Below are 7912 nucleotides of genomic sequence, written 5' to 3' on the forward strand. Positions count from 1 at the left end.
GCCCCCACCACCGCCGCGCGGGGCCCGGCGGCGACCGCCCGCGGGCACGCGGCGCTGGCCAAGACCCAGATCCTCATCGAGGCGCTGCCGTGGCTGTCCCGCTTCCAGGGCGCGACGATCGTCATCAAGTACGGCGGCAACGCGATGACCGAACCGGCACTGCGCGCCGCGTTCGCCGCCGACATCGTCTTCCTGCGCTACTCGGGGCTGCGGGTGGTGGTCGTCCACGGCGGCGGCCCGCAGATCACCGCGCACCTGGCGCGCCTCGGGGTCGAGTCGACGTTCGTCGGCGGCCTGCGGGTCACCACGCCGGAGACCATGGACATCGTGCGGATGGTGCTGCTCGGCCAGGTCAACCGGGACGTCGTCGGCCTGGTCAACGACCACGGGCCGTTCGCCGTGGGCCTGTCCGGTGAGGACGCCAACCTGTTCACCGCGCGCCGGCGCCCCGCGATCGTCGACGGGGAGGAGGTCGACGTCGGCCTCGTCGGTGACATCGTCGAGGTCCGGGCCGAGACGGTCAACGCCCTGCTCGACTCCGGCAAGGTGCCCGTCGTCGCGTCGGTGGCCCGCGGGATCGACGGCGGCGTCTACAACGTCAACGCCGACACGGCCGCCGCCGAGCTCGCCGTCGCCCTCGGCGCCACCAAACTCGTCGTCCTGACCGACGTCGAGGGGCTGTACGCGGACTGGCCGGCCAGCGACGAGGTGCTCAGCGAGCTGAGCATCACAGAGCTCGAGCAGCTCCTGCCCACCCTCGCGGCCGGCATGATTCCGAAGATGCAGGCGTGCCAGCGGGCGGTGCGCGGCGGCGTGCCGCAGGCACACGTGCTCGACGGCCGGGTGCCCCACGCCGTGCTGCTGGAGATCTTCACCGACGACGGCATCGGCACCCTGATCACCCCGGACCGCGACCTCGCCGAACCCGCCACCGTCGCGACCGCGACCATGCCCCCCGCACCGGCCGCCGTGCCAGCCCCGGCCGCCGCAGGGACCCCCCAGGAGACCGGAGGAAGGCCATGACTGCCGATCTGCTCGCCCGGCGCGACGCCGTCGTGATGGCGACCTACGGCCGTCCGACGATCTCGCTGGTCCGGGGGAAGGGCACCCGGGTGTGGGACGACGCCGGGCGCGAGTACCTCGACCTGCTCGGCGGGATTGCCGTCAGCGTGCTCGGTCACGGCCACCCGGCGATCCGGGCCGCCGTCGTCGACCAGTTCGACACCCTCGGCCATGTGTCGAACCTGTATGCCAACGAGCCGCAGGTGCGCCTGGCCGAACGGCTCGTGGAGCTGCTCGCCGCGGGTATCCCGGCCCCCGGCCTGCCCGCCGGCGGCGCGAAGATCTTCTTCGCCAACTCCGGAGCCGAGGCCAACGAGGCCGCCATCAAGATCGCCCGGCGTACCGGTCGGCCGGAGATCGTCGCCGCCGAGGGTTCGTTCCACGGTCGGACCCTCGGCGCGCTGTCCATCACCGGGCAGCCGGCGAAGCGCGCGCCGTTCGAGCCGCTGCTGCCCGGCGTGCGGTTCGTGCCCTACGGCGACGCCGCCGCGCTGCGGGCCGCGGTCGGTGAGCGGACCGCGGCGGTGTTCCTGGAACCGACCCTCGGGGAGGCCGGCGTGGTGCCGCCGCCCGCGGGCTACCTCGCCGCTGCCCGAGCCGCCTGCGACGACGCCGGGGCGCTGCTGGTGTTCGACGAGGTGCAGAGCGGCATCGGCCGGACCGGCTCCTGGTTCGCCCATCAGGCCGTCGGGGTCCGGCCCGACGTCGTCACCCTGGCCAAGGGCCTCGGCGGCGGCCTGCCGATCGGCGCCTGCATCGGCATCGGCGCCGCGGCGGACCTGCTGCGTCCGGGCGATCACGGCAGCACCTTCGGCGGCGGCCCGATCGTCTGCGCGGCCGCGCTGGCCGTGCTCGACACGATCGCCGCCGAGGGGCTGCTCGACCACGCGACGCGGCTGGGTGACCGGCTCGCCACGCAGATCGTCGAAGCGGGGATCCCGGGGATCGTCGGGGTGCGCGGCGTCGGCCTGTGGCGGGCGATCGAGCTCGACGGCCCGTTCGCCCCGGCGGTGGAGACCGCGGCCCGTGCGGCCGGCTATCTGGTCAACGCGGTCGCGGCGGACGCCGTCCGGCTCGCCCCGCCGCTGATCCTCACCGACGCCGAAGCGGACGCCTTCGTCGCGGCGCTACCCGCGATTTTCGGTGCGGCGCGCGACGACGGAAGCCTCCCGGAGCAAGCCTCTAAGGTCAGCGCATGACGGCCCGACACTTCCTTCTCGACACCGACCTGACCTCCGCGGAACAAACAGCCGTTCTCGACATCGCCGACGAGCTCAAGGCCCGCCGCCGCGCCCCCGGGCCGGCGGACCGTCCCCTCGCCGGGCGATCGGTGGCCCTGCTGTTCGAGAAGCCCTCCACCCGCACCCGGCTGTCGTTCGACGTCGGCGTCGCCGAGCTCGGCGGCCATCCGATCGTCATCGACGCGACGAGCACCCAGCTCGGGCGCGGCGAGACGATCGAGGACACCGCCGCGGTGCTCAGCCGGTACGTCGACGCGATCGTCGTGCGCACCTTCGCCCAGGAGCGCCTCGAGCGGCTGGCGGCCGCGGCGAGCGTGCCGGTCGTCAACGCGCTGTCCGACCATGCCCACCCCTGCCAGGCGCTGGCCGACCTGCAGACGATCCGGGAGCGCCGCGGCCGGCTCGCCGGGCTGACCCTGACCTACCTCGGCGACGGCAACAACATGGCGCATTCGCTGCTGCTCGCCGGGGCGCTCGCGGGGATGCGGGTGCACGTGGCCTCCCCGCCCGGTTACGAGCCGTTCGAGCAGGTCGTCCGGCACGCCAACGAGATCGGCGCGGCCACCGGCGGCGAGGCGCTCGTCATGCACGACGCGCTGGAGGCGGCAGCCGGCGCCGATGTGCTCTACACCGACGTCTGGGCGTCGATGGGCCAGGAGGGCGAGTCGGACAGCCGCTCGCTGGTGTTCCAGCCCTACCAGCTCGACGAGAAGGCCGTCGAGGCCGCCCGGCCGGATGTGCTGGTCATGCACTGCCTGCCGGCGCACCGGGAGCTGGAGATCGCCGCGTCGGTGCTCGACGGGCCGCACTCGGTCGTGTTCGACCAGGCCGAGAACCGGCTGCACGCGCAGAAGGCCCTGCTCTCGCTGCTGTTCGCGCCGCCGGCGGCGGCGGCGGGGTCGGGCTCGGCGGGCGAGGCGGGCGCGGTCCGATGACGGCGGCGGGCACGGGGGTGTGGCGGTCGGCCCCGTTGACCAAACACGCCCGGCAGGCGCGGTTGGCGGCGCTGATCGCGCAGCGCCCGGTGCGCTCGCAGTCCGAGCTCGCCCGCCTGCTCGGCGCCGAGGGCGTCCAGGTCACGCAGGCCACCCTGTCCCGTGACCTGGAGGACATCGGGGCGAGGAAGGTACGCGGCGCCGACGGTGGCCTGGTCTACGCCGTCGATGTGAACCTCGCGCCGGCGGAGATAGTCCGGCTGCCGCTGACCCGGCTGTGCGAGGAGCTTTTGGTCTCGGCGGAGGCCAACGGCGACCTCGTCGTCCTGCGCACCCCGCCCGGTGCCGCCCAGCTGTTCGCCTCCGCGCTGGACCGGGAGGCGTTGCCGGCGGTCATGGGCACGATCGCCGGGGACGACACCGTCCTCGTCGTCTGCCGGGCGCAGCTGTCCGGCCCAGGAGATGGGAGCATCTCCGGGGGTACCCCGGACGGCGGGGAGAATGCGGTGCAGGCGCCGCCCCCAGGCGATTCGGCCGCGGGTGCGGGCCCGGTTCCGGGCGGCCCGGCCCTGGCCGCCCACCTGCTGCGGCTCGCCGACGGGCGGGCCCGCCCCGTGCCGGGCGTGGCCGCCACGCCCGCCCGCCCTCGCACTCCGCCGGGGGGCGGGGGCGGTGGGTTCCGGCACACCTGATGATGATCTTTCGCGCAATCCGACATAAGGAGTAAGTCCCGTGACCGAACGCGTCGTGCTTGCCTACTCGGGCGGCCTCGACACGTCCGTGGCCATCGGCTGGATCGGCGCCGAGACCGGCGCCGAGGTCGTCGCGCTGGCGGTCGATGTCGGCCAGGGCGGCGAGGATCTCGAGGCCATCCGCCAGCGCGCCCTCACCTGCGGCGCCGTCGAGTCGATCGTGGTCGACGCCAGCACGGAGTTCGCCGAGTCCTTCGTCGCCCCGGCCATTCGGAGCAACGCGCTGTACATGGACCGGTACCCCCTGATCTCGTCGCTGTCGCGGCCGATCATCGTCAAGCATCTGGTCGCGGCCGCCCGCGAGCACGGCGCCGACGCGATCGCCCACGGCTGCACCGGCAAGGGCAACGATCAGGTGCGGTTCGAGGTCGGCGTGTCGGCGTTGGCCCCCGGGCTGAAGGTGCTCGCCCCGGTGCGGGACTCGGGCATGACCCGGGACAAGGCGATCGCCTTCGCCGAGGAGCGCGGCCTGCCCATCGACGTGTCCAAGCGCTCGCCGTACTCCATCGACCAGAACCTGTGGGGACGCACCGCCGAGTGCGGCATCCTCGAGGACCCGTGGGCGCAGCCGCCGGAGGACGTCTTCGTCTACTCCGCGGACCCCACGGTCGCCCGGACCCCCGACGAGGTGACGATCTCCTTCACCGACGGCGTCCCGACCGGGCTCGACGGGCGTGCCCTGCCGCTGGCAGATCTCGTCGCCGAGCTCAACACCCGCGCGGGTGCGCACGGCGTCGGCCGGATCGACCTCGTCGAGGACCGGCTGGTCGGGATCAAGAGCCGGGAGATCTACGAGTGCCCGGCGGCGATCACCCTGCTGACCGCGCACCGTGACCTGGAGGACCTCACCCTCGAGCGCGACGTCGCCCGGTTCAAGCGGGGCGTCGACCAGCGCTGGGGCGAGATCGTCTACGACGGCCTGTGGTACTCGCCGCTCAAGGCCGCCCTCGACGCCTTCGTCGACGCGGCCAGCGTCGGGGTCACCGGGGACGTCCGGCTGCGGCTCGCGGGCGGCGTCGCCCAGGTCGTCGGCCGGCGTAGCCCGGGCAGCCTCTACGACCACGCCCTGGCCACCTACGACGCCGGGGACCAGTTCGACCAGGGCGATGCGCGCGGATTCATCGAGCTCTGGGGTCTGCCGACGAAGGTCTGGGCGGCTCGCGAGCAGCGGCTGAACCCGTGACCTCCACGGAGCATTCCGAGGACGCGGCGGTGCCGAAGCCGTCCGGTGCGGCGCCGTCCGGTGCGGCGCCCGCCGGCGGGGCGGTGGCGGCCGGTGCGCCGATGCGGCTGTGGGGTGGGCGATTTGCCGGCGGCCCGGCCGAGGCGCTCGCCCGGCTGTCGGTGAGCGTGCAGTTCGACTGGCGTCTCGCGCCGTACGACCTGCTCGCGTCGAAGTCGCATGCCCGGGTCCTGCACCGGGCCGGGCTGCTCGACGGCGCCGAGCTCGCCGCCATGCTTGCCGCCATCGACGACCTGTCCGAGGCGGTCGCCCAGGGCCGGTTCCGGCCGACGGTCGAGGACGAGGATGTCCACACCGCCCTCGAACGCGGGTTGCTGGAGCGGCTCGGGGCACTCGGCGGCAAGCTGCGCGCCGGCCGCAGCCGCAACGACCAGGTCGCCACGGACCTGCGCCTGTACCTGCGCGAGCATGCCCGCCAGGTGGCTGCCCGGCTGACCGAGCTGTCCCAGGCGCTGGTCACCGTGGCCAGCCAGCACGTGGACACCCCGGCGCCGGGGATGACCCACCTGCAGCACGCCCAGCCGATCTCGTTCGGTCATCAGCTACTCGCCCACGTGCAGGCCTTCGTGCGGGACACCGACCGGCTGCGGGACTGGGACCGCCGGGCGTCGGTGAGCGCGCTGGGCGCCGGGGCGCTGGCCGGCTCGTCGCTACCGCTGGATCCCCAGGGGGTCGCCGTCGAGCTGGGGTTCGACCGGGCGTTCGAGAATTCCCTCGACGCCGTGTCGGACCGCGATTTCGCCGCCGAGTTCCTGTTCGTGGCCGCGCTGATCGGGGTGCACCTGTCCCGTATCGGCGAGGAGATCGTGCTCTGGACGACCCGCGAGTTCGGCTGGGTCGAGCTGGACGACGCCTTCGCGACCGGCAGCTCGATCATGCCGCAGAAGAAGAACCCGGACGTCGCCGAGCTCGCCCGGGGCAAGTCTGGCCGACTCATCGGCGGGCTGACCGGCTTCCTCGCCACCCTCAAGGGCCTCCCGCTGGCCTACGACCGGGACCTGCAGGAGGACAAGGAGCCGGTCTTCGACGCGGTTGACACGCTGCTGCTGGTGTTGCCCGCGCTGACCGGCACGGTCGCGACGATGCGGGTCCGCCGCGAGCGGCTCGCCGCGGCCGCGCCGGACGGCTTCGCACTGGCGACCGACGTCGCCGAGCACCTGGTGCGCCGCGGCGTGCCGTTCCGCCAGGCGCACGAGGCCGTCGGTCAGCTCGTCTCCTGGTGTGTCGCCCACGACGTCGACCTTGACGACGTCTCCGACGAGGACCTCGCGGTGATCAACCCGCTGCTCACCGCGGATGTGCGCGGTGTGCTGTCGGTGCAGGGCGCGTTGCAGGCCCGCTCCGCTCCCGGCGGGACCGCGCCGGACCGGGTCCGCGAGCAGCTCGCAGCCCTGCGGCCGGTCCTCGAGCGGGACCGTGAGTGGGCGGTGGACTGACGGGGACTCCCACGCCCCCACAGGGCCCCGGGCCGGCCGCCGCGGTGGTTGGCCCGGCGCCCTACCCGGCGGCCTTCTTCGACCGGCCCGTGTTGGCCGTCGCACCGGATCTGCTCGGTGCGACGGTCCGGCACGGGCCGGTCGCCGTTCGGATCACCGAAGTCGAGGCGTACGGAGGCCTCGACGATCCCGCCTCCCACGCCTTCCGCGGCCCGACCCCGCGGGCCGCGGTGATGTTCGGCCCACCGGGACGGGCATACGTGTACCTCAGCTACGGCATCCACTGGTGCCTCAACATCGTCTGCGGGCCGGTGGGGGAGGGGACAGCGGTGCTGTTGCGCGCCGGCGAGGTCATCGCGGGCCGCGAGGCGGTGCAGGCCTGCTGGCCGAAGCTCGCCGCCCGGGACCTGGCCCGGGGGCCCGGTCGGCTGGGGCGCGTGCTCGGGGTTGTGGCGTCGCTGACCGCAACCCCGGTGACGGGCGGCGGACCCCTCGTCGTCCACCCCTCACCACTCGCCGGGGAACTCGGCGACGGACGGGGTCCGGCGGATGCGGTGCCGGGGGCGGCCGGCAAGCGGATTGAACGAGGACCGCGGGTGGGGATCACGGCTGCCACCGGGCGCCCCTGGCGCTTCTGGCTGGTGGGGGAGCCATCCGTCAGCGCGGCGCGGCCACGCCATCGCCGCAGGTAGACCCGCGGACGGACGCAGCGGGTGGACGCGGCGAGTGGTAGGTGAGCGCGGATGTGGAGGGCGGACAGATGCGGATGAAGGGTGCGTCGGTGCCGCCTCAGCAACTTGGCCCAGACCGCCAAGCTTCCCATATCAGAACATCACAACGAACCACTCTGCAGTCTGTGTGACATACGTCACACATCTGGGAGGGGGATTGATTTGACGTCCACCGTCATCCACCCGTAATGTTCTCTCTGTCAGCGAGACACGGCGGACGCCGAACAGGGCGGCTCCACTCGCTGGCAGAGCCCCTCCTCGGAGGGCTCGGACAGAGCAAGCGCGAGGCGGCCCCTTCTTGGGCGTACTGACGAGCGCTGCTCCACACAACTTCGTAAGTGGCTACGAACCAGCACGAGTACGACATCTCACGATGTCATCTCGTTAGCGCCTGCTCCTTGAGAACTCAACAGCGTGCCGATTGTCAGTGCCAATTGTTTTACCTCGTTCATGGCCTGGCTGGTTGTTCTTCTTAACCCTGGTTTTTCGGGGTGTGGGGGATGGCTGGTGAT

At 73.1% G+C, this 7912-nt stretch carries 7 protein-coding genes; all 7 read left to right on the forward strand.

The window, feature by feature from the left end; translation table 11 throughout:
- Positions 1 to 1023, forward strand: a 1023-nt coding sequence (gene argB / locus NBZ83_RS27490; RefSeq protein ID WP_261576082.1) for an acetylglutamate kinase, incomplete at its 5' end; no start/stop codon positions are given.
- Positions 1020 to 2261 carry an acetylornithine transaminase gene (locus NBZ83_RS27495; protein WP_261569206.1) on the forward strand — a complete coding sequence of 414 codons (1242 nt, stop codon included), beginning with the start codon at positions 1020 to 1022 and terminating at the stop codon, positions 2259 to 2261. The genes argB and NBZ83_RS27495, both read left to right, overlap by 4 nt.
- The gene (gene argF, locus NBZ83_RS27500; protein WP_261576083.1) at positions 2258 to 3238 is read left to right on the forward strand and encodes an ornithine carbamoyltransferase; all 981 of its coding nucleotides are present in this window, start codon (positions 2258 to 2260) and stop codon (positions 3236 to 3238) included. The genes NBZ83_RS27495 and argF overlap by 4 nt, the downstream gene beginning before the upstream one ends.
- On the forward strand, positions 3235 to 3930 hold the full coding sequence (argR, locus tag NBZ83_RS27505) for an arginine repressor (RefSeq protein WP_261576084.1): 696 nt from the start codon (positions 3235 to 3237) through the stop codon (positions 3928 to 3930). Before argF ends, argR begins: the two co-directional genes overlap by 4 nt.
- A 40-nt stretch (positions 3931 to 3970) precedes the next feature.
- Complete coding sequence (locus NBZ83_RS27510; protein WP_261576085.1) at positions 3971 to 5173, forward strand: argininosuccinate synthase; 1203 nt, start codon at positions 3971 to 3973, stop codon at positions 5171 to 5173.
- Complete coding sequence (argH, locus tag NBZ83_RS27515; protein WP_261569210.1) at positions 5170 to 6669, forward strand: argininosuccinate lyase; 1500 nt, start codon at positions 5170 to 5172, stop codon at positions 6667 to 6669. Before NBZ83_RS27510 ends, argH begins: the two co-directional genes overlap by 4 nt.
- Complete coding sequence (locus NBZ83_RS27520; RefSeq protein WP_498041085.1) at positions 6654 to 7361, forward strand: DNA-3-methyladenine glycosylase; 708 nt, start codon at positions 6654 to 6656, stop codon at positions 7359 to 7361. The genes argH and NBZ83_RS27520 overlap by 16 nt, the downstream gene beginning before the upstream one ends.
- Positions 7362 to 7912: the final 551 nt, after the last annotated feature.

It is taken from the genome of Frankia gtarii (assembly GCF_025403375.1).
GTDB lineage: Bacteria > Actinomycetota > Actinomycetes > Frankiales > Frankiaceae > Frankia > Frankia gtarii.

Bases quoted from the DNA above. Each gene is read 5' to 3' on its own strand.
- argR (WP_261576084.1), top strand. From the start codon at position 3,235: ATGACGGCGGCGGGCACGGGGGTGTGGCGGTCGGCCCCGTTGACCAAA.
- argF (WP_261576083.1), top strand. From the start codon at position 2,258: ATGACGGCCCGACACTTCCTTCTCGACACCGACCTGACCTCCGCGGAA.
- NBZ83_RS27495 (WP_261569206.1), top strand. From the start codon at position 1,020: ATGACTGCCGATCTGCTCGCCCGGCGCGACGCCGTCGTGATGGCGACC.